Source organism: Planomonospora antibiotica (assembly GCF_014647955.1).
Classification (GTDB): domain Bacteria; phylum Actinomycetota; class Actinomycetes; order Streptosporangiales; family Streptosporangiaceae; genus Planomonospora; species Planomonospora parontospora.
Genome location: NZ_BMQE01000055.1, coordinates 18,330 through 41,423, shown reverse-complemented (window position 1 = coordinate 41,423; position 23,094 = coordinate 18,330). Strand labels below are relative to the sequence as shown.

Annotated in this window: 18 protein-coding genes; 11 read left to right on the top strand and 7 right to left on the bottom strand. The window is 72.6% G+C overall.

Annotated elements, in window-relative coordinates; all coding sequences use genetic code 11:
• Positions 1–2,488: hybrid sensor histidine kinase/response regulator (locus tag IEZ06_RS31200; protein ID WP_189240266.1), on the top strand; the 2,488-nt coding region annotated here is incomplete at its 5' end.
• Positions 2,489–2,491: 3 nt separating this feature from the next.
• Positions 2,492–3,124 carry a response regulator gene (locus tag IEZ06_RS31195; RefSeq protein ID WP_189240265.1) on the top strand — a complete coding sequence of 211 codons (633 nt, stop codon included), beginning with the start codon at positions 2,492–2,494 and terminating at the stop codon, positions 3,122–3,124.
• Between the two features lie 70 nt (positions 3,125–3,194).
• On the opposite strand, the gene IEZ06_RS31190 is transcribed toward IEZ06_RS31195, so the two are convergent.
• From IEZ06_RS31190 to IEZ06_RS31170, 5 genes are all read right to left on the bottom strand, one after another.
• Positions 3,195–3,776, bottom strand: a complete 582-nt coding sequence (locus tag IEZ06_RS31190; RefSeq protein ID WP_189240264.1) for a TetR/AcrR family transcriptional regulator — start codon at positions 3,774–3,776, stop codon at positions 3,195–3,197.
• Between the two features lie 11 nt (positions 3,777–3,787).
• Positions 3,788–4,213 carry a VOC family protein gene (locus IEZ06_RS31185; RefSeq protein WP_189240263.1) on the bottom strand — a complete coding sequence of 142 codons (426 nt, stop codon included), beginning with the start codon at positions 4,211–4,213 and terminating at the stop codon, positions 3,788–3,790.
• An 83-nt stretch (positions 4,214–4,296) separates the two neighbouring features.
• Positions 4,297–5,739 carry an ATP-binding cassette domain-containing protein gene (locus IEZ06_RS31180; protein ID WP_189240262.1) on the bottom strand — a complete coding sequence of 481 codons (1,443 nt, stop codon included), beginning with the start codon at positions 5,737–5,739 and terminating at the stop codon, positions 4,297–4,299.
• A gap of 429 nt (positions 5,740–6,168) precedes the next feature.
• Positions 6,169–7,761 (bottom strand): NYN domain-containing protein, encoded by a 1,593-nt coding sequence (locus IEZ06_RS31175; protein WP_189240261.1) that lies wholly within the window; start codon positions 7,759–7,761, stop codon positions 6,169–6,171.
• A gap of 205 nt (positions 7,762–7,966) precedes the next feature.
• A complete protein-coding gene (locus IEZ06_RS31170; RefSeq protein ID WP_189240260.1) occupies positions 7,967–10,534 on the bottom strand; it encodes a sigma factor in 2,568 nt (855 codons plus the stop codon).
• Positions 10,535–10,665: 131 nt separating this feature from the next.
• Between IEZ06_RS31170 and pyrE the strand changes: the two genes are divergently transcribed.
• A complete protein-coding gene (gene pyrE / locus IEZ06_RS31165) occupies positions 10,666–11,202 on the top strand; it encodes an orotate phosphoribosyltransferase (RefSeq protein WP_068897986.1) in 537 nt (178 codons plus the stop codon).
• Between the two features lie 69 nt (positions 11,203–11,271).
• On the opposite strand, the gene IEZ06_RS31160 is transcribed toward pyrE, so the two are convergent.
• The gene (locus IEZ06_RS31160) at positions 11,272–11,718 is read right to left on the bottom strand and encodes a hypothetical protein (RefSeq protein ID WP_189240259.1); all 447 of its coding nucleotides are present in this window, start codon (positions 11,716–11,718) and stop codon (positions 11,272–11,274) included.
• Positions 11,719–12,101: 383 nt separating this feature from the next.
• Here IEZ06_RS31160 and fbaA point away from each other — a divergent pair, with 383 nt between their 5' ends.
• The 4 genes from fbaA (at position 12,102) to IEZ06_RS31140 (ending at position 16,284) form a co-directional block, all read left to right on the top strand.
• Positions 12,102–13,124, top strand: a complete 1,023-nt coding sequence (gene fbaA / locus IEZ06_RS31155; protein WP_189240258.1) for a class II fructose-bisphosphate aldolase — start codon at positions 12,102–12,104, stop codon at positions 13,122–13,124.
• Between the two features lie 141 nt (positions 13,125–13,265).
• Positions 13,266–13,685 carry a DUF3151 domain-containing protein gene (locus tag IEZ06_RS31150; protein ID WP_189240257.1) on the top strand — a complete coding sequence of 140 codons (420 nt, stop codon included), beginning with the start codon at positions 13,266–13,268 and terminating at the stop codon, positions 13,683–13,685.
• Positions 13,686–13,904: 219 nt separating this feature from the next.
• Positions 13,905–15,188 (top strand): adenylosuccinate synthase, encoded by a 1,284-nt coding sequence (locus IEZ06_RS31145; RefSeq protein ID WP_189240256.1) that lies wholly within the window; start codon positions 13,905–13,907, stop codon positions 15,186–15,188.
• Between the two features lie 169 nt (positions 15,189–15,357).
• Entirely contained in the window at positions 15,358–16,284 is a 927-nt protein-coding gene (locus IEZ06_RS31140) for a glycerophosphodiester phosphodiesterase family protein (RefSeq protein WP_189240255.1), read from the top strand.
• 72 nt (positions 16,285–16,356) lie between these two features.
• On the opposite strand, the gene corA is transcribed toward IEZ06_RS31140, so the two are convergent.
• Positions 16,357–17,475 (bottom strand): magnesium/cobalt transporter CorA, encoded by a 1,119-nt coding sequence (corA, locus tag IEZ06_RS31135; RefSeq protein ID WP_189240254.1) that lies wholly within the window; start codon positions 17,473–17,475, stop codon positions 16,357–16,359.
• A 354-nt stretch (positions 17,476–17,829) separates the two neighbouring features.
• On the opposite strand from corA, the gene purD reads away from it, so the two are divergent.
• The 4 genes from purD (at position 17,830) to IEZ06_RS31115 (ending at position 23,017) form a co-directional block, all read left to right on the top strand.
• Entirely contained in the window at positions 17,830–19,065 is a 1,236-nt protein-coding gene (purD, locus tag IEZ06_RS31130; RefSeq protein ID WP_189240253.1) for a phosphoribosylamine--glycine ligase, read from the top strand.
• 283 nt (positions 19,066–19,348) lie between these two features.
• Positions 19,349–20,974, top strand: coding sequence for a DUF262 domain-containing protein (locus tag IEZ06_RS31125; protein WP_189240252.1), 1,626 nt, complete (start codon positions 19,349–19,351; stop codon positions 20,972–20,974).
• Complete coding sequence (locus IEZ06_RS31120) at positions 20,971–22,158, top strand: type II toxin-antitoxin system HipA family toxin (protein WP_189240251.1); 1,188 nt, start codon at positions 20,971–20,973, stop codon at positions 22,156–22,158. Before IEZ06_RS31125 ends, IEZ06_RS31120 begins: the two co-directional genes overlap by 4 nt.
• 22 nt (positions 22,159–22,180) lie before the next feature.
• Positions 22,181–23,017 carry a phosphoribosylaminoimidazolesuccinocarboxamide synthase gene (locus IEZ06_RS31115; protein ID WP_189240250.1) on the top strand — a complete coding sequence of 279 codons (837 nt, stop codon included), beginning with the start codon at positions 22,181–22,183 and terminating at the stop codon, positions 23,015–23,017.
• Positions 23,018–23,094 lie beyond the last annotated feature (77 nt).

Genomic DNA, 23,094 nt, shown 5'->3' with positions numbered 1-23,094 from the left:
GATGGCCAACAACCTGACCTACCAGGTCCGCAACATCGCCGAGGTCACCACCGCCGTCGCCCGGGGCAACCTGACCCGCAAGATCGACGTCAACGCGCAGGGCGAGATCCTCGCCCTCAAGACCACCATCAACACCATGGTCGACCAGCTGTCGTCCTTCGCCTCCGAGGTCACCCGGGTGGCCCGCGAGGTCGGCTCCGAGGGCAACCTCGGCGTCCAGGCCCAGGTCGAGGGCGCCGAGGGCATCTGGAAGCGCCTCACCGAGAGCGTGAACGACCTCGCCGGCCGCCTCACCACCCAGGTCCGCGCGATCGCCGAGGTCACCACCGCCGTCGCCCAGGGCGACCTGACGCGTTCGATCACCGTCGACGCCGAGGGCGAGATCGGCGAGCTGAAGGACAACATCAACACGATGGTGTCCGTGCTGCGCTCCACCACGACCGCCAACCAGGAGCAGGACTGGCTCAAGTCCAACCTGGCCCGCATCTCCCGGCTCATGCAGGGCCACCGCGACCTCATGGAGGTCGCCAAGCTGATCATGAGCGAGCTGACCCCGCTGGTCTCCGCCCAGTACGGCGCCTTCTACCTCGCCGAGCCCGCGGGCGACCACGACCTGCACCTCATCGCCGGGTACGGCACCCGCCCGGGCTCCGGCCCGCGGCAGCGCTTCGCCACCGGCGAGGGGATCGTCGGCCAGGCCGCGCTGGAGGGCAAGCGGATCATCCTGCGCGACGTCCCGGACCGCTACCTCACCGTGGACAGCGGCCTCGGCGGTTCGGCGCCCGCGCAGATCGTGGTGCTGCCGGTCCTGTTCGAGAACCAGGTCCTCGGCGTGCTGGAGCTGGCCTCGCTCTACGAGTTCAGCGAGGTCCACCACGACTTCCTGGTCCAGCTCGTGGAGACCATCGGCGTCACGATGAACACCATCATCGCCAACTCCCGGACCGAGGACCTGCTCACCGAGTCCCAGCGCCTCACCACCGAGCTGCGGGAGCGCTCCGACGAGCTCCAGCGCCAGCAGGAGGAGCTGCGCCGCTCCAACGCCGAGCTGGAGGACAAGGCCGCGCTGCTCGCCAAGCAGAACCGCGCCATCGAGATCCAGAACTTCCAGATCGAGCAGGCCCGCCGCACGCTGGAGGAGCGCGCCGAGCAGCTCGCGGTCTCCTCGCGCTACAAGTCCGAGTTCCTGGCCAACATGTCCCACGAGCTGCGCACCCCGCTGAACAGCCTGCTGGTGCTGGCCAAGCTGCTCACCGAGAACGCCGAGGGCAACCTCACGCCCCAGCAGGTGGAGTTCGCCAAGACCATCCACGGGGCCGGGTCCGCGCTGCTCCAGCTCATCAACGACATCCTCGACCTGTCCAAGGTCGAGGCCGGGCGCATGGACATCCACCCGCAGCAGATCTCGCTGCCCAAGCTCGTCGACTACTTCGAGGCCACCTTCACGCCGCTGGCCCAGGACAAGGGCCTGTCGTTCGCGGTCGAGGTCGAGCCGTCGGTCCCGCAGGAGCTCCGCACCGACGAGCAGCGCCTCCAGCAGGTGCTGCGCAACCTGCTCTCCAACGCGATCAAGTTCACCCCCAAGGGCGAGGTACGGCTCCGCGTGCTCCACGCACCGCGCGGCGTCGCCTTCGTGGACGAGACGCTGCGCGGTGTCGACGGCATCCTGGCCTTCGAGGTCGTGGACACCGGCATCGGCATCGCCGCCGACAAGCTGGAGGTCATCTTCGAGGCGTTCCGGCAGGCCGACGGCACCACCAGCCGCAAGTACGGCGGGACCGGCCTGGGCCTGTCCATCTGCCGGGAGATCGCCCGGCTGCTCGGCGGTGAGATCCACGTGATGAGCGAGGTGGGCCGGGGCAGCGCCTTCACCCTGTACCTCCCGCCCGCCTACGCGGGCCCGCTGGCCTCGCGCGACGGCGGAGCGGCGACGCCGAGCGCCGTCCAGCAGCCGCCGATGGTCATCCCCGGCGAGCTGGAGCGGGCTCCCGAGCTGCCGGAGGCCCCGGCGGAGGAGAGCCCGGCCGTCCCGGACTACCCGCCGGCGGACGGACCGGTGTGGACGGGCGGCGAGGACCCGCTCTCCGGCGCCAAGATCCTCATCGTGGACGACGACATCCGCAACGTCTTCGCGCTGACCAGCGTGCTGGAGCGGTACGGCTCCACGGTGGTCTACGCCGAGAACGGCCGGGAGGGCATCGAGCAGCTGGAGCGCAACGAGGACGTCGCCCTGGTCCTGATGGACATCATGATGCCGGAGATGGACGGCTGGGCGACCACGTCGGCGATCCGCCGGATGCCGCAGTTCGCCGATCTGCCGATCATCGCGCTTACCGCTAAGGTCATGCAGGGGGACCGGGAGAAGAGCATCTCGTCCGGCGCCTCCGACTACATCCCCAAACCCGTCGATGTCGACCGCCTGCTGGAGCGCCTGCGCGGCTGGCTCACCCGCGGGCGGGCGGCCGATGACCCCCGTGAAGGTGCATGATCGATGCCGGACCGCGCCAAGATCCTCCTGGTCGACGACCGGGAGGAGAACCTGATCGCCCTGGAGGCCATCCTCAGCTCCCTCGACCTGGTCCCCGTCCGGGCCAAGTCGGGCGAGGAGGCGCTGAAGGCGCTGCTCAGCACGGAGTTCGCGCTGATCCTGCTGGACGTCCGGATGCCCGGCATGGACGGGTTCGAGACCGCCTCCCACATCAAGCGGCGCGAGCGCACCCGGAACATCCCGATCATCTTCCTGACCGTGGTCGACAGCGCCCCGGACTACGCCTTCCGCAGCTACGCCGCCGGGGCGGTCGACTACCTCACCAAGCCGTTCGACCCGTGGGTGCTCCGGGCCAAGGTGGCGGTGTTCGTCGAGCTCTACAACATGAACCGCCGCCTGACCGAGCAGGCCTCCATGCTCCGCGAGCGGCTCAACGACGAACTCCCTGCGGGCCGGGACGGTGACCAGGCCGCCGTGCTCCCCGAGCTCTCCCGCCGCCTCACCGCCGTCGAGGACGAGCTCACCCGGGTCCGCGAGGCCGCCCGCAAGACCGACGACCCCGCCCTGGCCGGGCCTCTGTCCGACCTGACGGACCGCCTCAAGCACCTGCGCGCGGGCCTCGACGCCCTCTCCTGACCCCTGACCGGGTCCCCCGCGGGCTTGTCCGGCCGGGTCCGTGCCTCCACGGACGACGGCGGTCCTGAGATCAGGGCGCCAGCCAGTTCGCGGTGAGCTCGCGCAGGCCCTCGCACCAGTGGGTCCGGTCCCCTCCGGCGGCGACCGCGTCGGCCGCGGCGTGCAGCGCGGCGAACAGCAGGCCGGCTGCGACGTCCGGGTCCACCTGCCGCAACGCGCCCTCCTCGACGCCCCGGCGGATGATCCGGGCGAGCAGTCCGGTGGCCGAGTGCTCGCCGTCGGCGGGGGCCGACACGGCGGAGGAGTGGAAGACCGCGTCGTGCAGCCTTCCGCAGCCGACCGTGAAGTCGACGAAGCGGTCGATCTCCCCGTCCAGGACCGCGCGCCAGTCCTGCGGGGCCTCCGCGGCCAGCCGCTCCCGCAGCGGAGCGCTGTAGTCGTCCATCAGCCGGTCGCGCACCGCGGCCAGCAGGTCCTCCCAGGAGGGGAAGTAGACGTAGAAGGTGCCCTTGGCCGTACCCGCCTCGGCCGTCACCGCGGCGGCCCGGTTGGCCGGCTCGCCCTGCTCCCTCAGCACGCGGATGGCGGCGTCGATCAGCTCGGTGCGGCGCTCGTCCGGGGACAGTCTGCGGCGGGTACGGGGTCGGCTCACACCTGCCGAGGTTAGGGCATCGCCTGCTTCACCTCGGGAGGGAAGGCGTAGATCTGGAACACGTAGCCGTCGGGGTCGCGGAGGAACGCCGACGGGATGCCGGGCGGGATCGTCTCCCGGTTGACCAGTACGGCGCCCGCGGCGAGCACCTGTTCCAGAGCCGCGTCGAACCGCTCGAGATCGGCGACCTCGAAGCCGAAGTGGTCGAGCCCGCCGATCTTGCCGACCCGCTCCCGCTCCGCCTCGAACTCGACGGGCACGGTCTCCTCGCTCACCGTGAACATGTCCCCTCCTCCGGGCGTGCCGAGGATGATCATCTTCCCGTCGAACTTGTCGACCATCCGGCGCATCCCCAGCGCCTGCCCGTAGAAGGCGGCGGCCGACTCGGCATCGCTCACCCGCAGATGGATGTGGCGGACTCCGGTGAACACGGGCATGGAAAGCCCCTCTCATGGATCGGGAGGCCCTAATGACCTCAGGTCAATATTATTGACCTGAGGTCATTAGTCAAGGGGCGGATCTACCCGGCGGGAACGGCACCGGCTCCCCGGAGCTCCTGGGGACCTTCGAGCCGCGGCGGTGCGCCGTTCAGGGCCAGGGCCGGCCAGTGCGCGACGTCACGGCGGAGCCGCCGGTCGTGGGTCGCGAGCACGACCGCGGCGCCCGTCGCCTCCAGGGCCTGCGTCAGCTCGTCGACGAGCGCGGACGACTCCTGGGCCAGCAGCTCCACCCGCACGTCCCGGCCGACGTGCAGTGTCCCGGCCGACGGCTCCTGCCGGCGGGCCAGTACGGACAGCAGCGTCGACTTGCCCGAGCCGTTGGGCCCGCTGACGACCAGTCGCGACCCGGAGCCGAGGACGAGCGTGGCGGGCCGGTCCAGGCGTCCGGCGACGGTGATCCCGGCGGCGCGGAGCAGGGTGACGCCGGGACGTCCGGGCAGGTCGGGCACCCGCAGGCGCAGCGGGGGTTCGGGCACCGTGACCGCGTGCTCCTCCAGGTCGTCGCGGCGCCGGTTGACCGACCGGACGAGACCCGGTGCCCGGGTGGCGCGCTGGTGCTTGCCGGTGCCCTTGTCGGGGCGCCAGCCGGTCACGAGCCGGTCCTGCGCCTTGGCCAGGTCCTCGGTGAGGCGGGCGTGCTCGGCCCGCTGCCGTTCGTACTCCTCCTCCCAGCGGTCCCGTTCGGCCCGCCGTCCCTCCTGGTATCCCGCGTATCCGCCGCCGTAGACGCGGGGGCGCCCGTCACGGCTGGGATCGAGGTCGAGCATCGCCGTGGCGACGTCGGACAGCAGCGCCCGGTCGTGGCTGACCAGCACGACCCCGCCGGACAGGCCGCGCAACCGCGCGGTGAGGTACTCCAGTCCGTCCTGGTCGAGGTGGTTCGTCGGCTCGTCGAGCAGCAGGAAGTCGCGTTCCGCGCCGAGCAGGCACGCCAGCCGTACCCGGTAGCGCTGGCCCACCGACATCTCGTCGAGGGGCCGGGAGCGGTCGGTGACGGCGCCCAGCGCTTCGAGCGCGACGTCGACACGGCGGTCGGCGTCCCACGCGCCGAGCGTCTCGGCGGCGGCGAGCGCGACGGCGTACTCCTCGGCGGCGCCGGGCCGCTCTTCGGCCAGGTGCGCGGCGCCGCGGTCGAGGGCGCGCAGTGCCGCGCGGACGTCGGCGAGCTCGGAGTCGACGAGGTCGCCGACGGTACGGCCGCCGCCGACGGCCATCTCCTGCTCGGCCGTCCCGATCGTGCCGACCCGCTGAATCCTCCCGGAGTCCGGCGCGAGGGTCCCGGCGAGGATGTGGAGCAGCGTGGACTTGCCCCGGCCGTTCTCGCCGACGACGCCCCAGCGGGAACCTGGGGAGACGGTCAGGTCGACGCCTTCGAGGATCTTGCGGCCACCGCGGCTGATGTGGATGTCGGATGCCGTGAGCTGCGCGTGGGCACGCGCGGGCAGGGTCACAGGGTTGTTCATGTCTCTTCCTGAGGAGGCGCGCTCATCCCCCGGACGGGCGGCGGGAGGCGCTCTCGGTCACTGACGGTCGGCCGGTCGGCCGATGGAAACGGCGAACAGCCCGCTGCCTCGGCCTACGGGCGCGAAGGGCGGGCTGGACGGTCCCCGTCAGAGGAAGAACAGGTATTGCACCGCCCCAGGCTAACAAGCCGCCGTCCGTGCATCGACTGCTTATTCGGACCCCCACCCGGAGTCGTCGGTGCTCCCGGCAGGACTCCCTGCGGCGATCGGCCCTGAGCCCCTTTCCGCCACGATGGCTTCAGTTACGGCGGTCCACCCCGAGCCGGACCCGTACCGCTCGCTTCAGCACCGGTGAGCACGCGGGGCGGCCGGAGAGCGAGACGCCACGGCCCGCATGAAGACGCGGAGCACCCGGCCGCATGGCCGCGGTCAGTGGCGCGCGCGTTCCAGGGCGTCCCAGAAACCGCGGCGCAGGGCGTGCCGGACCTCGTCGTGCAGGAGGAAGTCGATCGGCAGCGAGGAGCCCTGCAGGAGCCGGGCCTCCAGGTCGGAGGGCATGCGGGGTTTGCGGGCCAGGACGGCTTCGAGCCACAGGGCCGGCGCGTCCTTGGCCACGGACTCACCGAAGTCGTGGCCCTCCGTGTGCGCCGCCTTCACCGCGTCGGCCAGCGTGGTCGTGCCGCCGGCCGCCGCGTTGACCGGCACGGGGGCGGCCTGCGGGCCGGTGTAGGGCCCGATGGGCTGTGGTTGCGGCTGGGACTGGGAGGCCGTGGACTGCGGTCCCGTGTAGGAGGTGGGCAGCTGGTAGCCCGGCGTGCCGCCCGTGCCGCCGGTGCTACCGGAACCGTACGGCGGGACGGCGGGCATCGAACCGGTCGAGCCGTGGTGCGGTCCCGGCTGCGTCCCCGGCTGTGATCCCGGCTGTGATCCCGGCTGTGATCCCGAGGAGGCGGAGACGGCCGGAGCCGGAGAGGTGGGCGGGGACTCCTGGGCGTAGCCCGGATAGGTGGGCTGCGACGGCCCCCCCGGGGAAGGCCGGTTCTGCGGCGCGGCGCCGTCCGGGGAGACGCCTCCGGACGGGGCCCCGCCGGCCGGGGAGACCCCGTTGCCCGCGTCATAGCCGTGCCCGCCACTGTGCCCGCCGCCGTGTCCGGCACCGTGGCCGGACGGCATGCCCCGGTGCGAGGGCACCCCGTTGCTCGGCGTGGCCCCGCCGTAGTTCAGCGGCGCGGGGCCGTCCGGCGACGTCCCGTTCCCGGAGGAGACCCCGTTCGCGGAAGCGGCGCCGTTCGCAGCGGCGGTCCCGTTGCCCGCCACCGCCTCGTAGCCGGGCCGGGCGCCGTTCCCGGTGGGCGTCCCGTAACCGGAGCCGGGGGAGATCTCATAACCGACGCGGGACCCGTTGCCCGGGGGGACCGCGTGGCTCAGCGCCACGGCGGTGCCCGCGGCGCCCAGGGCCCCCTGGGCGGAGGAGGCCTCACCGGCCCCGGAGAGCAGGCTGACGTACGGCCGGAGGTGACCGCCGCCGATCTCGATCAGGTCGTCGCACTCCTGGCGGAGCGAGCGGGACACGCCCCAGCCCCCGTCTGCGGCGATGTGCACCAGCGTCACCCGGATCCCCAGGTCCTGCGCGTCGCAGACGACCTGGGTCAGGTCCTCGTCCCCGCTGATCACGACCGCGTCGCAGATCGCGTTGTTGCGGGCGAGCGTCATCAGGTCGCGGTGGACCTGCGCGTCGACGCCCTCCCGGCGGCCGGGCCGGATGCGCGAGAGCCGGAGCTTCAGGCCCGGGACGTCGCCCAGGGTGTCGTGCTCGGGGGTGTGGCGGCCCTCGACGGTCGCCTCGTACCAGTAGCAGCGGAGCAGCGGCAGGCCGGTGCGCTCCCGGCACAGCTCGTTGAGCAGCTGGAGCAGGCCGGTGTAGTCCCAGGAGACGGCCTCGCGATGCCGGGTCCCGTGCGCGGCCATCGCTCCGTCTGCCAGCAGGTAACCAGCGTCCACGAACAGCGCGCAGCGATCCACGCGACACCGCCCTTCCTACGTCGCCCGGCCCTACGGCTCGGACACGCTTGAAAACGCCCCGAAAGGCCGGACAGGTGGGCCTTCTCCAGGGTAGTAAAGCAACGGAGCCGCTGAGGGCGAATCCCGACGATTCCACCCGCAACCGACCACCCGCCGGAGCGTTCACGCCGACCGTACCAGTTTGTCCCTTTATAGAGGCCGTCCATCACGAACGGGTCTGCACGGTCACGGCCGCCGCCCCGAACAGGACCGAGTCCCGGCGGGTGCTCAGCCTGAGCACCGGATTCCGCCCCAGGACGGCGTGGAAGCGGTCGACGTCCACGCCGGGGGTGAGGTCGACTCCCACCGACCCCGTGGACGAGCCGTCGAAGGGGTTGTCGGGGTTCCGGTCGCCGCCCTCGGGCCGGAGCGGGCCCGCCCCCGCGCTCACCCGGTCGCCGCGGAGATCGGCGTCGCCCTCCCAGGCCACCACGTCCAGCTGCGCGGGCCCGGACCCGCGGGCCAGCCCGCCGAGCGGCAGGCGCACCGGCGTGCCCGCCCCGACCAGGACCGCCGTGTCGACGACCACGGCCTGGCCGTACGGCCGGCGCGGGTCGGCCGCGACGACCACCAGACTCCAGCCGGCGTGCCGCGAGACACCGGCCCGGAGGGGGACGTCGGCCACCCAGTACTTGCCCCGGAGCCTGCGCACCAGCCCGGTCACGTCGGCGAACGCCTGGTATGCCCGGCCGGACGGCAGCGCCCGCTCGACCACGCTGGTGGCGCTCACCTGCGTGTAGCCGGCGCTCCCCGGGGCCCTGAACTTGACCCGCCCGGCGGCGGGCGCGCTCGCCGACCAGTAGAGCCCGGCCCAGACGACCCTGCCGCGGCCGGGCAGGTCCAGCCGGGCGGCGCTGGAGCTCTTCGTCGACGGGTCCCTGTCCCGGTCGAAGAGCCGCATGGGCGCCTGGTCGTTGTCGCGCTCGTCGCCGTCCCGCGACCGCACCGCCCGGCACATGCGGCCGGTGGGCGCCCGGGTCAGGAGGGTGTTGCCGATCGCCGCGGTGACCACCCTGCCCTCGGCGGCGAAGCGGGCCGGGGCCCCGAAGGCCCGCACCCCGCTCTCCGACTCCGCCCTCGCCTGCTCGCCCCCGCCGCCGACCCGGAGCGAGAGCGGCACGCCCAGGGCCGCCGTCGGCGCGACCTTCACCCGGAGGAAGACCGAGGTCGCCTGGCCGGGGGCCAGCGGGCCGCGGGCGCAGCGCACGTTCCGGCCCGCGGGCCGGCAGGACCACCCGTCCACCGTGCCGACGGACCCGCCCGCGGCGGGCCTCGCCCGGCTCCCGCCCGTCAGCATCGTCACCCCGTCCGGCAGACCGATCCGCGCCACCAGTTCGCGGCTCCCGCCCAGGCCCGCGTTGCGCAGCCGTACGGCCACCATGCCCGGCTGGGCCCTGACCAGCGCGCCGAGCGCCTCGATCCCGGCGACCAGGCGCGGGACGGCCACCCCGATCCTCCCCCGCTGGTGCGCGGGGCTCGGCGCCTCGCGAGGCGCGGCCCGCACCGGCCGCTCGGGCCGGGCGGGCGCCGGAGCCCCGGTCCGCACGCTCCCGGAGGACCGCTCGGCCGCCGGAGGCTGCGCGCTCCCGGGAGCACGGGAGGGCCCGGGAGCGCGCGACGGCGCCGCCGGGAGCGCCGAGGAGGGCCGCGGCGGCACCGGCGTGCTCCCCTGCGAGGCCGCCGAGGGCTCCGGCCCGGCCGGGAGGGGCTCGGGCTGCGCGATGATCGGCGGCGGCACCGGCACCGGGACCGACCCCGGCGCCGGCCGGAGGAGCGCCGGGTCGCCCGAGGTCACCAGCACGAGAGCCGTCGCCGTGCCGAGCGCGATGACGGCCGCGCTCGCCGCGACGGCCTGCTGCCGCCCGCGGGAGGCGCTCCGCGCCCAGCCCGCCGCGCCGCCGAGGGCGCCGAGACCGGTGACCAGGCCGCACCCGGGCGCGCCGCCCGACTTGCCCAGCGCCGTGAGGTAGCCGTCCAGGACCGGTCCGGCGATCAGGGGGCCGACGATGACGCGCAGGCCCCGGTCGACGTCGGTCAGCTCCATGAACACGGCCCGGCAGTCGGTGCAGCCCTCCATGTGCCGGTCGATGAGCCTGCTCTCCCGCTTGACCAGGCCGCCCCGGACGTAGGCGCCCATCTTCGACAGCGACGGGCGGCACCCCTTCCGCGGCGTTCCGGACAGGTGCACCTTCAGGCACGCCTGCCGCAGCCCCTCCTTCGCCCTGCCGACGAGCTCGTCCACCTGGTCGGCGGGGAGCCCGATCAGCGGGGCGACGTCGGCGGGCCCGGACTTCTCCACCTCGACGTGCCAGAGCAGCGACTGCCAGCGCTCGGGCAGCGACAGGAAGGCCCGGGCGACCAGCGAGCGCTCCAGGCCGATCAGCGCCGGGTCGACGAACGGCACCCCGGGGTCGAACAGCTCCGCCTCCCCCTTGGGCACCTCGCCGCTCGCGGTACGGCGCCGCTCCCGGTCGTAGACCGTACGGCGGACCGCGGTGAGCAGGTGCACCCGGAAGGCCTCCTCGGGGCCGCCGCCCCGCCGGGTCAGGTCGAGGATCCTGGTGAACGTCTCCGCCACGACGTCCTCGGCCTCGGCCGCGCTCCGGGCCAGCTGCCGGGCCAGGGCGCGCGCCGCCGGCGCGTGCCGTTCGTAGAGGCCGCCGTAGGCCGCCGCGTTCCCGTTCCGGGTCGCGGCGAGCAACTCGGCGTCGCCTTGAGACGATTCAACACTCATTGTGACCTCGCGATTACCTACAGTCGTCGCGCCCATACATTCCGCAGTCCGTACGACGGCTAAACCGAAGTCGCGGCTTTGCCTGAGACCGGGTCGGAGGCGCCGCCGGGGGCGGCCCTAACCTTGATGCCATGAGCGATCGTGAGAACCTGCTGGCCGAGATCAAGAGCAAGGGCGTCGTGCACGGCCGCGTCGTGCTGTCCTCCGGCAAGGAGGCGGACTTCTACGTGGACCTGCGCCGGGTGACCCTCGACGGGAGGGCGGCCCCGCTGGTCGGCCGGGTCATGCTGGATCTCACCGCCGACCTCGACTACGACGCCGTGGGCGGGCTCACCCTGGGCGCGGACCCGGTGGCGACGGCCATGCTGCACGCGGCGGCGGCGCGGGGCCGCGCGCTCGACGCGTTCGTGGTCCGCAAGGCGGCCAAGGCGCACGGGATGCAGCGCCGGATCGAGGGACCGGACGTCGCCGGGCGGCGGGTGCTGGCGGTGGAGGACACCTCCACGACCGGCGGGTCGCCGCTGACCGCCGTGGAGGCGCTCCGCGAGGCCGGCGCCGAGGTCGTCGCGGTCGCCACGATCGTGGACCGGGGGGCGGCCTCCGCCATCGCCGGGGCCGGCCTGCCGTACCGCACCGCCTACACGCTGGAGGACCTTGGCCTGTCCTGAGCCGAGCCGCGACCTCAGGACCCCGGGGTCGCGGGGTTCCGGGGTCGCGGAGGCCGGGAGAGCCGGGCGCTACTCCCGGACGGCCGTGAACTCCTGCCGCTCCCCGGGACCGCCCGGGGGGCGCACGGCGCCGTTCACCCGGACGCGGACGGTGGACGCGTCGGTCAGCACGACGTCCACCTTGTCGTCGAAGGCCTGCGCCTGCTCGCCGCGGGCCATCTCCCGGTTGAGCAGCACGTCGCCGCCGGCCACCTTCAGGAAGACCGTGGGGCAGTGCGCCTCGACGCACTCGACGAGCACCGTGGGGACCCGGGCGGACGTGGCGGAGGGGGCTCCGCTCGCGGACGCGGGGGCGGGGGCGGGGGCGGGGGCCGAGGAGGAGGACGCGGGTCCGGAGCCGAGCGCGCCGATCAGCGACCTGCCGCCCAGTGCGATCAGGAACAGCAGGGCCAGCACCGCGAGCCCGGCGAGGGCGAGGCGGGCGATGCCCATCGGGTCGGACCTGTGGCGTCCCACACAGTGGAGGGTAGCGGCAAGCGCGGCGGCCCCACGACCGGCCCCGCCGCCGAGGGGGGCGCGGACCCCGCCCCGGAGACCACGGGCCCCGCCGCCCGGAGCGCGGACCCCGCCGCCGGAGACCGCGAGCCCGCCGCCGGCCCGGCGGACGGGCGGACGGACGGGCGGACGGGCGGACGGGCGGACGGGCGGACGGGCGGACGGGCGGACGGACGGGCGGACGGACGGGCGGACGGACGGGCGGGCGGATCCGTCGGGATCAAGGAGTGGCGAAGCTACCGGGCCGGGGCGTAAACAGGAATACTGGCCGTCGGGCCGTGTCCCGCGAGGGTCCCGCCAGGCCCGGCCGATCCGCGCTTGCCGTCTTCCAGGGAGTTGAACCGATGCCTATCGCGACCCCAGATGTCTACGCCGAGATGCTCGACCGCGCCAAGGCCGGCGGTTTCGCCTATCCGGCGATCAACGTGACCTCGTCCCAGACCCTGAACGCCGCGCTCCGCGGTTTCGCCGAGGCCGAGAGCGACGGCATCGTCCAGGTCTCCACGGGCGGCGCCGAGTTCCTGTCCGGCACCACCGTCAAGGACATGGTGACGGGTGCGACGGCGCTGGCGGAGTACGCCCGCGTCGTCGCGGCGAAATACCCCGTGACGATCGCGCTGCACACCGACCACTGTCCCAAGGACAAGCTGGACGGCTTCATGCGGCCGTTGATCGACATCTCCCTGGAGCGGGTGGCCAGGGGCCAGGACCCCCTCTTCCAGTCCCACATGTGGGACGGCTCCGCCGTACCCCTGGAGGAGAACCTGGAGATCGCCAAGGAGCTCCTCGACAAGTGCCGCCGCGCGAACATCATCATGGAGATGGAGATCGGCGTCGTCGGCGGCGAGGAGGACGGCGTCGTCGGCGAGATCAACGAGAAGCTCTACACCACCGCCGAGGACGCGATCGCGACCGCCGAGGCGGTGGGCGTCGGCGAGCAGGGCCGCTACATGCTCGCCGCGACCTTCGGCAACGTGCACGGCGTCTACAAGCCGGGCCACGTCAAGCTCCGCCCGAGCGTGCTGAAGGACATCCAGGACGCCGTCGGCGCCAAGTTCGGCAAGGACAAGCCGTTCGACCTGGTCTTCCACGGCGGCTCCGGCTCGCTGCTGGAGGAGATCCACGAGGCGATCTCCTACGGCGTGGTCAAGATGAACATCGACACCGACACGCAGTACGCCTTCACCCGCCCGATCGCCGCGCACATGTTCGCCAACTACGACGGCGTGCTCAAGGTGGACGGCGAGGTCGGCAACAAGAAGGCCTACGACCCCCGCGCGTACGGCAAGGCCGCCGAGGCCTCCATGGCGGCGCGCGTCGCCGAGGCCTGCCGGCACCTGAAGTCCGCCGGCACCAAGCTCACCTGATCCGCCCCACCCCCTCGGCCCGGAGCGGCGGGCGGGCGCCCGCCGGCGCCCGCCCGCCGCTCCGGGCTGACGAGACCTCGAAGAGGAGGGACGGCGCGTCCCGCCCCGCTCACCGGGCGGGCCGGACGGGCCAGAAAACCAATGGAATCCCACGAGAACCTTCTCGCCGGTCCCCCGCCCACCCTGCTGCCGGACCTGCCCGAGGCCAGGGAGGCCCTGGAGTCCGGCGCCAAGGCGTCCGACGTCGCCGCGAGCTTCCCCGCCCATCCGGCGGCCTGGGCCGCCCTGGCCGAGGAGTACTTCGCGTCGGGGCACGCGGTGACGTCCTACGCGTTCGCCCGCACCGGCTACCACCGCGGGCTCGACCAGCTGCGCCGCGCCGGGTGGAAGGGCCACGGCCCGATCCCCTGGGAGCACGAGCCCAACCGCGGGTTCCTGCGCTGCCTGTACGCCCTGGCCCGGGCCGCGCAGAGCATCGGGGAGAAGGACGAGGCCGAGCGCTGCATGACCTTCCTGAAGGACTCCAGCGCCGAGGCGCACGCCGCGCTGACCGGCCGCTGAGGGCCCGGCCCGCTGAAGGTCCGGCCCGCCCGCGTCGGCGTCCGCTCCGGCGCCGGACCCGGAGCAGGCCGGGCCCCGTCCGCGCCCGGTCCGGGCGTGGGGGATCCCCCTCCGGCGGGAGGGGAGATCCCCCTTCCGCGGCCCGTCGGGTATTCTCTCCTCGCAAGAGCCCCTGTCGCGATTGCGCCAGGGGTTTCGTTTTGTGGTGGGAGACTAACGATGCCGGCTGTCGTTCTCTTCGGCGCCCAGTGGGGCGACGAAGGCAAGGGTAAGGCCACCGACCTGCTCGGCGACAAGGTTGACTACGTCGTCAGATATCAGGGCGGGAACAACGCGGGCCACACGGTGGTCATCGGCGACCAGAAGTACGCCCTGCACCTACTGCCGACGGGGGTGCTGTCGCCGAACGTCGTCCCGGTGATCGGCAACGGCGTCGTCATCGACCCGGGCGTGCTGCTGAGCGAGATCGAGGGGCTGGAGGCCCGCGGGGTCTCCTCCGAGCGGCTGCTGATCTCCGCCAACGCGCACCTGATCATGCCCCACCACAAGGCCCTCGACAAGGTCTCCGAGCGCTACCTCGGCAAGGCCCGGATCGGCACGACCGGCCGCGGCATCGGCCCGGCCTACGGCGACAAGATCTACCGGATGGGCATCCGGGTCCAGGACCTGCTCGACCCGGGCATCCTGCAGAAGAAGATCGAGGTCGCCCTCGGCGAGAAGAACCAGATCCTCACCAAGATCTACAACCGCCGGTCGCTCGAACCGGCCAAGGTCCTGGAGGAGTACCTCGGCTACGCCGAGCGCCTCAAGCCGCACATCGCCGACACCTCGCTGATCCTGAGCCGGGCCCTGGACGACGGCAAGGTCGTGCTGCTGGAGGGCGGGCAGGGCAACCTGCTCGACATCGACCACGGCACCTACCCGTTCGTCACCTCCTCCTCGCCGACCTCGGGCGGCGCCTGCGCGGGCGCGGGCATCCCGCCGACCCGCATCACCCGGGTGATCGGCATCCTGAAGGCCTACACCACCCGGGTCGGCTCCGGCCCGTTCCCGACCGAGCTCACCGACGAGATGGGCGACTGGCTGCGCACCACCGGCGGCGAGTACGGCGTGACCACCGGCCGCAACCGCCGCTGCGGCTGGTTCGACGCGGTGATCGCCCGCTACGCCACCCGGATCAACGGCGTCACCGACTTCTTCCTCACCAAGCTGGACGTGCTCTCGGGCCTGGAGAAGATCCCGGTCTGCGTGGCCTACGAGGTGGACGGCGTGCGCCATGACGAGATCCCGATGACCCAGACGGACTTCCACCACGCCAAGCCGGTCTACGAGGAGTTCCCCGGCTGGCAGGAGGACATCACCGGCGCCAAGTCCTTCGACGACCTGCCCGCCAACGCCCGGGCCTACGTCAGGGCCCTGGAGGAGATGAGCGGCGCCCCGATCTCCGCCATCGGCGTCGGCCCCGGCCGCACCGAGACCCTCCAGCTCCGCCCGCTGATCTGACCCCGTCCCGTACGGCTCCGCCCGCCGATCCGAACCCGCGTCCCGTACGGCTCCGCCCGGCGGCCCGGAGCCGTACGGCCGCCGCGGGAGGGGCGGCCGGGGCGGAGCCGCCGGGAAGAACGGGCCCTGCGGAGAGCCATCCGGGCGCCCCGCTCGGTAGGGTCCCGGTGTGCATGCCGAGATCCACGGTCATCGCGGGGCCCGAGGGCTCCGTCCGGAGAACACGCTGCCCGGGCTCGCCCACGCCCTGGAGCTGGGCGTCGACGCGCTGGAGTTCGACGTCGCACTGACGGCCGACCGGCGGCTGGTGCTCACCCACGACCTCACCGTCTCCCCGGTGACCAGCGCCGACACCGGCCCGGCCCGGGCGGGTGACCCGCTCTTCCCCTACGTGGGCAGACCCGTCGGCGCGCTGACGCTGGCGCAGCTGCGCACCCTCGAATGCGGCGTACGGCTGCCGCTCCGCCCCGACGACCGCTTCGCCGCGACGCAGGTCCCGGTGCCGCACACCCGGATGCCGACGCTGGGGGCGGTGCTCGGCCTGGTGGACGCCTACGGCGCCGACGGGGTGCGGCTGCACGTGGAGCTCAAGTCCGACCCGACCCGGCCGGACCTCACCGCCGACCCCCGCGAGTTCACCGAGCTGGTGGTCGCCGAGCTCGACCGGCACGACAGGCTCGGCGGCACGGCGATCCTCAGCTTCGACTGGCGCATCCTGCGGATCGCGCGGGAGCTGGCCCCGGCGGCGCGGCGCTACGCCCTGATCGAGCTGGACACCCTGGAGAGCGTCTGGCTGGACGGCCTGCTCCTCTCGGACTTCGGCGGTGACGTCCCGGCCGCCGCGGCCGCGGCCGGGGGCACCGCGGTCTCGCCCGAGCACGTGATGATGGACGAGGAGTTCATGCGGCGGGCGGCCGCCGCCGGCCTGCCGGTGGTCCCGTGGACCGTCAACGAGCCGGACCGGGCCGCGGCCCTGCTCGACCTCGGCGCGGCCGGGATCGTCACCGACTACCCCGACCGGATGCGCGAGCTGTGGGCCGGGCGCGGGCTCCCCCTGCCCGATCCGGTCACCGCGTGCCGCGCCGCCACCGTCTAGCGCTGCGACCGGGGGCGGTCACCGGGCCGGCGTGCAGGTCGGCCCGGTCGGCCGCCGGGGGCCCGCCCGGGACTACATCCAGCCGTTGCGGCGGAACCCCCGGTAGAGCAGCGTGCAGGCGATCACCATGACGCCGAGCACGATGGGGTAACCGAAGACGGAGTCGAGCTCGGGCATGTGGTCGAAGTTCATGCCGTAGATCCCGGCGATCATCGTGGGGACGGCCATGATGGCGACCCAGGCGGAGATCTTGCGCATGTCCTCGTTGGCGAGGGCGTTGGAGCGGGCGAGCGCCGCCTGGAGCACGGAGTTGCAGAGCTCGTTGGACGACTCGACCTGCTCGCAGACCCGGGCGAGGTGGTCGACGACGTCGCGGAAGTACTCCCGCATCTCGGAGGGGATCATCCGGCGCTGGGCCAGCGTGGACATCGGCGACTGGAGCGGGGTGACCGCCCGCTTGAGCTCGATCATCTCGCGCTTGAGGTTGTAGATCCGGCTGATGTCCCGGGCGCTGACGTCGGCGAAGACCATGGCCTCCACCTCCTCCAGCTCGGCCTGCATGTCGTCGGCCACGTGCAGGTAGCGGTCCACGACGTGGTCGGCGATGGCGTGCAGCACGCCGGTCGGGCCGCGGCCGAGCAGCTTGGGCTTGGCCTCCAGCCGCTCGCGGACCTCCGCCAGCGGGCAGTAGCGGCCGTGCCGTACGGTCACCACGAAGTCGGGGCCGACGAAGGCCATGATCTCGCCGGTGCCGATGATCTCGCTGGTCGCGGTCAGCTCCGGGTGCTCCAGGTAGGCGACGGTCTTGAGCACCACGAAGAGCGAGTCGTCGTAGCGCTCGACCTTGGGCCGCTGGTGAGCCTTGACGGCGTCCTCGACGGCGAGGGGATGGAGGTCGAAGACCTCGGCCAGCCACTCGACCTCGGGGGCGTCGGGCTCGTGCAGCCCGACCCAGACGAAGGCGTCGGCCTTCTCCTGGGCGGCGTTGTGCGCGCGGACGAGCTCCAGGGCGTCCGGGATGCCGAGGGCCTCGATCCGCCTGCCGCCGACGTAGGCGGCGTATTCGACGAGGGAGTCGCTCGGCGGGACGCAGGTGCCGTTCAAGCGGTCACGGACCGGGACAGAAGGAGCATGGGGCGCACGGACCGTGCGTACGTGCCGAATGCGGGGAAAAAGGAGCGAAGAACGCATGACATGCCTTTCCCGCCCAACCTGACACCATCTACGCGCGAAGCGATGTCACCTCAGTTCAAACGAAATGCGCGCGAGGCAGGTCGGGCACCGATTGAAGAAATGGTCGAGATTGCGCACGGCCACGTGCGCGAGCACGTACTGCTGGGATCGCCAGAGGACATCCCGAACCACCTCCAATCGGCAAGAGACATGCAAAGCCGCCCAAATCTACCACAGGGCGGGGGAACGGCCTCCAGCCTACCCCTGCCTTCACCGGCGATCAGGCACGACCCGGGAATCCCGCCGCCCGCACCGGCCCGTCCACAGGCTGTGGACGGAGCGACGGGGTCCAGGGCCGATAGGCTCTCGCGCGTGCGCATTCTTGTGATCGGATCCGGCGGGCGCGAACACGCCCTGTGCCGGTCGTTGGCAGCAGACCCCCAGGTGACCGAGGTCCACTGCGCTCCCGGAAACGCGGGCATCGCGCAGGTCGCGACCCTGCACCCGGTGGCGCCGGCCGACCCGGCCGCCGTCGCCGGGCTGGCGGTGGAGCTGGGGGCGGACCTGGTCGTGGTCGGCCCCGAGGCCCCGCTGGTCGCCGGCGTCGCCGACGCGGTACGGCAGGCGGGCGTCCCCTGCTTCGGCCCGTCGGCGCAGGCCGCGCGGATCGAGGGCTCCAAGGCCTTCGCCAAGGAGGTCATGGCCGCCGCGGGCGTGCCGACCGCCCGCTCCCGCACCTGCACGACCCCCGAGGAGGCCGCCGCGGCCCTCGCGGAGTTCGGCGCGCCGTACGTGGTCAAGGACGACGGGCTGGCCGCCGGCAAGGGCGTGGTGGTCACCGGCGACCTCGACGAGGCGCTCCGGCACGCCGCCGCCTGCGGGCGGGTCGTCATCGAGGAGTTCCTCGACGGCCCCGAGGTCTCGCTCTTCGCGCTCTGCGACGGCACCACGGCCGTGCCGCTGATGCCCGCCCAGGACCACAAGCGCGCCTACGACGGCGACGCCGGCCCCAACACCGGCGGCATGGGCGCCTACACGCCGCTGCCGTGGGCCCCGCGGGACCTGGCCGAGCGGGTCATGGCCGAGACGGTCATCCCGACGGTGGCCGAGCTGGCCCGGCGCGGCACGCCGTACACCGGGGTGCTCTTCGTCGGCCTGGCGCTGACCCCCGGCGGCCCGAAGGTGATCGAGTTCAACGCGCGGTTCGGCGACCCGGAGACCCAGGTCGTGCTGGACCGGCTGGAGACGCCGCTCGCCGGGCTGCTGCTCGCCTGCGCGACCGGCACGCTGGAGGACTTCGGCCCCCTGTCCTACCGCGGCGGCGCGGCGGTGACCGTGGTGGTCGCGGCGGAGGGCTACCCGGCCGACCCGGTGAAGGGGGACGTGATCGAGGGCCTCGACGAGAAGGCCGAGGGCGCCTACGTGCTGCACGCCGGCACGGCCGCCGGCGCCGGGGACCGGGTCGTCTCGGCCGGCGGGCGCGTGCTCAGCGTGGTCGGCACGGGCCCCGACGTCGCCGCGGCCCGCGCCGCCGCCTACGAGCTGGTCGGCCGCATCCGGCTGCGCGGCTCCCACCACCGCACCGACATCGCCGCCCAGGCCCTCTGAACGGCCCTGTGACGCCCCGCAGCGACCGTTCAGGGCACTGCGGGGCGCCAGCCGCCACCCCGCTGGAACCCGCGGACGCACCGGTTCCGCCCACGGGTTCCGGCGGACCGGCGGCAGTGCTCCGGAACGGCTCATAGGCGCCGTCCCGGCGATCAAGCTGCCGCGACCGCCCTCTGAGCCCGGCCCCGTCCGCCGCGTCCCGCTCGTCGTCCTCATCGCCTCGGAGACCGGATGAGCGAGCGTTTCCCACCTAGCATTGACGTGACCATCGGGAGGTGCGGGCATGACCACGTTCACACGGCCGAGAGTGGAGCAGACGCGGCCGGCTCAACTCGTCGAGTGGGCGCTGTCCGGCCGCATTCACATCCCGTCCTTCCACCGTCCGTACCGTTGGGGACGTGAAAACGTCCTGAGCCTCTTCCAGAGCGTCCTCCAGGGCTACCCCATCGGAAGCCTGATCGTCTGGCAACGACCTGTCGACGCGGCGACTCTATGGGCAGGGCCTCTGGCGATCACCGCGGAAGCCAGGCCCGATGCGTTGTGGGTGATCGACGGTCAGCAGCGCGTCATCAGTCTGGTGGGCGTCCTCGCCGCCCCACCGGACACATTCGATCCGCGATTCAGGATCTTCTTCGACCTGGGGGGGAACAGTTTCGCCGCCGCCGAACAGGACCAGCAGATCCCCGACCGCTGGTTCCCGATGTCGGCGGTATTGAGCACCGCGGCGACGCTGGCCTGGAGACGTGAGCGTCCATGGCTGACAAACGCCGAACTCGCGCGATGCGACGCCATGGTGACGGCCGTACGCGACTTCCCCATCGCCATGTACGTCTTCGAAGGAGACGGCCCCGCCCTTCCCCGTTATGTGGATATCTTCCAGAGAATCAACACTTCTGGCACCGCGCTGCGACACGACGAGATCGAGGCGGCTCAGCGCATCTCCGCACGAACGGTTCCGCCCGGTCTTGACACGCTGGCCTCAGCGGTCAGAAGCACGGGCTTCGGTACGCTTCCGGAGCACCTCCTCTCCCGGTCGGTCCGCGTCGCGCACCATGGTGACGGCGGCAGAGGGCTTCTCACCGATCCCGGCAGGAAACAGGAACGGGACGAAGCCCTGCGGACCACCGCACGAGCACTGGGAGCAGCCGCCGAATTCCTCCGGGACGAGGCGGGCATCCCCCACGTCAGGCTGCTGCCCTACTCACTCGTCCTCCCCGCCCTGACCCGATTCGTCGTTCTCTTCGGCCCTCCTCGAGGACGGGCCGCGGAGCTCCTGCGACGCTGGATCTGGCGCGGCGCGGTGCTCGGTATGGCACATCGCGGCCATACCGCGGCACTGCGCGAATACAGCCAGGTCATAGAAGGCGACCCCGTATCCAGTGCGGACCGGCTGCTCGCTCTGCTCCCGCCGTACACGACCTGGGAACCCGATCTGAACGCCGTCCGGCTCGACCGGGCGCAGGCGAAGGTCAATCTTCTCGGCCTGCTCTCACTCCGTCCCCAGGCCCTCGTCCAGACCGGCGAATCCGGTGATCAGGCCGGTGCGACGATAGATCCGAACGGACTCATGGAGGCGAGGAGGCCTCCCTGGATAAGGATCACCTCTCTTCACGGGGAGATCCCCAGTGGTCTACTGGCCGACCTGCTGATCCACCCCAGATCGGCATCCCATGCGGACATCCGCCGGGTCCTGCTCCACGAGGAGGTCGATTCCGGGATCCTGGAGAGCCATCTCATCGACACCGAGGGCCTGGACCTGCTGCGGACGGGCAGGGAGCACGAGTTCGTCGCTCACCGGGCCGGACTCGTCCGCGCGGCCATCGCCGAACACGTCCAGGAGAACGCCCTGTTCGGCTTTCCCGACGGGCCCGATCCCACTGGCCTCATCACCCCCGGAGACGCCGGATGAGCGGCCGGACGAGCGCTCAGGTCCTGATCGGCGACCGGGCCGTCGGCGTGCTGGAGCAGCGGGCAGGGAAGGTCTCCTTCCGCTACACGGACCGCGCGCCGGACCGACCCGTGCTTGGACTGCACTACGAGTACAACCCACGGAAGGTCGAGAACCCTCCGGGCGGTCAGCTGCCGCCGTGGTTCGCCAACCTGCTCCCGGAGCGGGAGTCCGGGCTGCGCCGCCTGGTCATGGCCCAGCTCGGGCTCAAGTCCGTGAGCGACTTCGCCCTGCTCGTCCACCTCGGCCAAGACCTGCCCGGGGCCGTCCGGGTGATCGGTGAGGACACCCCTCCCGAGGTCCCGGCGGAGGACGAGGGGCCGCGTTCCGACGCGCAGAAGATGAGCTTCTCCCTGGCCGGCATGCAGGTGAAGCTCTCGATGGCCCGGACGCCCACGGGATTCCGGTACGTCGGGGTCGGCGGCGACTGGATCGTGAAGTTCCCCAGCCGGAGCCACGACCTCCTCCCGGAGAACGAGCACGCCATGATGACCTGGGCGGCACTCGCCGGGATCGAGGTGCCCGAGCACGCCCTGGTCCCGGTCGGCGATCTGGAGAACGTCCCTGCCGAGCTGACGACCGCCGGCGGGACGGCCTTCGCCATCCGGCGCTTCGACCGGTCCAGTGGCGGGCGTGTCCACCAGGAGGACTTCGCCCAGGTCTTCGGGCTGCTGCCGTACGAGAAGGACCGCGGCCGGGCAGAGGACGTGGGCCGGGTCATCCACCGCGAGTGCCCGGACGACCTCGACCAGTACATCCGGCGGCTGGCCGCCTGCGTGGTGATGGGGAACACCGACGAGCACCTGAAGAACTGGTCGCTGCAGTATCCCGGCGGACGGCTCCGGCGGCTCTCCCCGGCCTACGACCTCGTCTCCGTCATGTCCTACGAAGGCTTCCGAAGGGACATCCTGACGCTTCCCCTCGCGGGGCAGCCCGACACCCAGTACATCACGCTGGAGCACTTCCGGGGCTTCGCGGGAACCGTCGGTGCCGACCCGGACGCGGTGGCGACCACCGTACAGGACGTCGTCGGCGCGATGGCCGACTCATGGCCGGCGGTCAGGGAACGCTGTCCCGTACCGGATTTCGTCGCCGCCCACATCGGGGAACGGCTGCGAAGCCTTCCCCTCGTCAAGGAGGCCTGAGCCCTCCTGGCAGACTTGGGCCGTGAAGCACCTGCACTCCGGCAAGGTCCGCGACCTCTACCAGACCGAAGAAGGTCTGCTGCTGATGGTCGCCTCGGACCGCATCTCGGCCTTCGACCACGTCCTGACCCCCGACATCCCGGACAAGGGCACGATCCTCACCCAGATGTCGCTGTGGTGGTTCGAGCAGCTCGCCGACGTCGTGCCGAACCACGTGGTCTCCCCCGGTCCCGACGGGCGGAGCGTGCTGTGCCGGCCGCTGCGCATGGTGCCGGTGGAGTGCGTCGCGCGGGGATACCTGACCGGCTCGGGCCTGATCGACTACCGGCGCGACGGCGAGGTCTCCGGGGTCCGGCTGGAGCCCGGGCTGGTGGACGGGTCCCGGCTCCCCGAGCCGATCTTCACCCCCTCCACCAAGGCGCCCGTCGGCGAGCACGACGAGCCGATCAGCTTCGAGCGGGTCGTCGCCGAGGTCGGCGCGGACGTGGCCGCCGAACTGCGCCGGATCACGCTGGAGGTCTACCGGCGCGGCGCGGAGATCGCCCTGGAGCGCGGCATCATCCTGGCCGACACGAAGATCGAGCTCGGCTGGGACGCCGACGGCGTGCTGACCCTCGGCGACGAGGTCCTGACCCCCGACTCCTCCCGCTTCTGGCCCCTCGACCAGTGGGAGCCCGGCCGCTCGCAGCCGTCCTTCGACAAGCAGTACGTCCGCGACTGGCTCACCTCCCCGGCCTCCGGCTGGGACCGCGCCTCCGGCGAGGCCCCGCCGCCGCTCCCGGAGGAGGTGGTCGAGCGGACCCGTGCCCGTTACGTGGAGGCTTACGAGAAACTGACTGGCCGACCTTTCACGGGGTAGTGCCTCGGCGAAGTGACCGGGCAAGGAGTGTCCACCGGCTACTGTTGGGCCGACACTCCGGCTGCCGTCCCCCCGGC

Excerpts from the sequence above, each read along its gene's own strand:
- IEZ06_RS31195 (WP_189240265.1), top strand. The coding sequence starts at position 2,492 with ATGCCGGACCGCGCCAAGATCCTCCTGGTCGACGACCGGGAGGAGAAC.
- IEZ06_RS31185 (WP_189240263.1), bottom strand. The coding sequence starts at position 4,213 with ATGCCCGTGTTCACCGGAGTCCGCCACATCCATCTGCGGGTGAGCGAT.
- IEZ06_RS31180 (WP_189240262.1), bottom strand. The coding sequence starts at position 5,739 with ATGAACAACCCTGTGACCCTGCCCGCGCGTGCCCACGCGCAGCTCACG.
- IEZ06_RS31170 (WP_189240260.1), bottom strand. The coding sequence starts at position 10,534 with ATGAGTGTTGAATCGTCTCAAGGCGACGCCGAGTTGCTCGCCGCGACC.
- pyrE (WP_068897986.1), top strand. The coding sequence starts at position 10,666 with ATGAGCGATCGTGAGAACCTGCTGGCCGAGATCAAGAGCAAGGGCGTC.
- fbaA (WP_189240258.1), top strand. The coding sequence starts at position 12,102 with ATGCCTATCGCGACCCCAGATGTCTACGCCGAGATGCTCGACCGCGCC.
- IEZ06_RS31150 (WP_189240257.1), top strand. The coding sequence starts at position 13,266 with ATGGAATCCCACGAGAACCTTCTCGCCGGTCCCCCGCCCACCCTGCTG.
- IEZ06_RS31145 (WP_189240256.1), top strand. The coding sequence starts at position 13,905 with ATGCCGGCTGTCGTTCTCTTCGGCGCCCAGTGGGGCGACGAAGGCAAG.
- corA (WP_189240254.1), bottom strand. The coding sequence starts at position 17,475 with ATGCGTTCTTCGCTCCTTTTTCCCCGCATTCGGCACGTACGCACGGTC.
- IEZ06_RS31125 (WP_189240252.1), top strand. The coding sequence starts at position 19,349 with ATGACCACGTTCACACGGCCGAGAGTGGAGCAGACGCGGCCGGCTCAA.
- IEZ06_RS31120 (WP_189240251.1), top strand. The coding sequence starts at position 20,971 with ATGAGCGGCCGGACGAGCGCTCAGGTCCTGATCGGCGACCGGGCCGTC.